Origin of the sequence: Natrinema hispanicum (assembly GCF_900111485.1) — an archaeon.
Taxonomy (GTDB): domain Archaea; phylum Halobacteriota; class Halobacteria; order Halobacteriales; family Natrialbaceae; genus Natrinema; species Natrinema hispanicum_A.
Map to the genome: position 1 here is coordinate 1 of NZ_FOIC01000083.1, position 1,803 is coordinate 1,803.

2 protein-coding genes are annotated in these 1,803 nt (G+C 53.1%); both read right to left on the bottom strand.

Annotated elements, in window-relative coordinates:
• Positions 1-277: 277 nt before the first annotated feature.
• The gene (locus BSG09_RS20000; protein WP_092936241.1) at positions 278-712 is read right to left on the bottom strand and encodes a TM2 domain-containing protein; all 435 of its coding nucleotides are present in this window, start codon (positions 710-712) and stop codon (positions 278-280) included.
• A 59-nt stretch (positions 713-771) separates the two neighbouring features.
• The gene (locus BSG09_RS20005; RefSeq protein WP_343124085.1) at positions 772-1,281 is read right to left on the bottom strand and encodes a DUF2085 domain-containing protein; all 510 of its coding nucleotides are present in this window, start codon (positions 1,279-1,281) and stop codon (positions 772-774) included.
• Positions 1,282-1,803 lie beyond the last annotated feature (522 nt).

Sequence of the window (1,803 nt, forward strand, 5' to 3'; positions counted from 1 at the left end):
ACACTCGCGTACACGACAAGAAATCCGTAATCGGCATCATCCGTCCTTGCCACCGCCTACGTCATGCTCCTACTTCAACGTGCAAAGCTGAGTCACTATTTACCTCGACTTCGGAGGAACATTCTCCGATCTCGGGACGAGCTTAGCGATCAATAATATCCCCGTTTGACATCTACCTGCGCAAACAGTGAACCGCCTCGAGGTTACGCCCCGAGGCACTCGGCCTGCTCTGCCTGTAGAGAAGAAGGACTGACAGTCTTCCGTGTTCGGGACGGTATTATCGCCCAAGGAGACTACCGTCGGCGTACTTTTCCTCGTACTCGGTATCGTCGGCGATCAGCATCAGAATTCCCTCAACCAGGCCAAGCACTGCGGGGATACCCGTCCAGAAGAAACAGAGGTAGAGTACGCCGAGTTTCATGTTCCCCTGGTAGAATTTATGTGCCCCCAAGCCGCCAAGCAGTAGCGCCAGAACGCCGGCCGCGATCTTGTCTGAATCTGTCGGTCCCTGCACGGAAGGCTGTCGAACACCACAGTCCGGACAGATTTCCGCCTGCTTGGCTATCAGGGTCCCGCACTCGACACAGTACTTCTCGTTTTCAGCCCGCTCGTCGTAACTTCCCTCGAGAGATATGGTTTGATTGACCCCGCAGTTGGTACACACCTCTGCATCGTCGGCGATCTGCTCGCCACAATTAATACAGTACTTCATGTAGTGAGGACTGACTTCTTCTCAGACTCGACATAAGTACCTGATCGTTCGGACTCGCATCACCACGAACATAAGATCGAACTGAAAGCGATGATACCATATACGAGACCAATACCGAGAACGGCAAGCGAAGATTCGAACAGCAACAACGCGAGTCCAAGTCCGTATCCAGAGCCGAGTAACGCACCGGTTACGGTTCGAACGATATTATAGCCGCGCCGATCGCGGAACGTCGTAACTGCCCAGTCGACAAACGAGGGAACAGGCAGCAACGCAACAGCGAGAAGCGCATCGGTGCCTCGAAACATGATGCCATGCGAGAGAAACCCCATGGCGATCCCTGGATAGATGCCCAGACACCGCGCGCAGATGTGAACACGGTGACTGAACATAGAAGGTGAATAACACCGATAGAATTCAGACGGAAGGTGGTGTGCGAGCACGAATCGGCGCGTCTTGCTCAGACCCTTTCGTAGCTCTGCAGTATCGATCCGCATAGGACGATTCTCGCAGAGTGACGGGATGTATCTACTGGACTCACGGCGGATCACCCGTGCCACGTCTGCCATAGGCGATTGTTATCTCGTCGTACTCGCAGGAGTCAAGGCATCCGTGGTGGGCAATGAAGTGTCACCAAATAGTGTAGATTAAGCATCAAGATGGTCGCGTCGGTGACGGCCCACGGCGTCACGCCACTCTGATAGAAGTTCCTGTCTAACCGGTTCGGTTCCCGTTCACCATTCGAGATGGCTATGGCCTGATAGATCAGTGTTGAGAGTGTGTTAATGCGTGGAACGTAGCTATGTTCCGGATTCTGGCCGCGCGTCGTATAAGCGGAGCTTGTTCCAGATCGACTGGGGTGAGAAGGAGAGAGTATTGGATAGTCAATTCGACCACAAAAATCGTAACAGAAGAGAGTTACAGACAATTAGTACAGACATCTGTGACAGATGCTCTTTCCAGGAGTCTGTACCGAAATTGCCAGATGGTAGAAAGGGCTGTGTTGAATCACTAGACGGCGGCGGGATAGGTCGCTAAATCAAAGGTGTTGAAGCGGGAGAGTCGAGTTGTCCATGACCCAAATCTCCCGC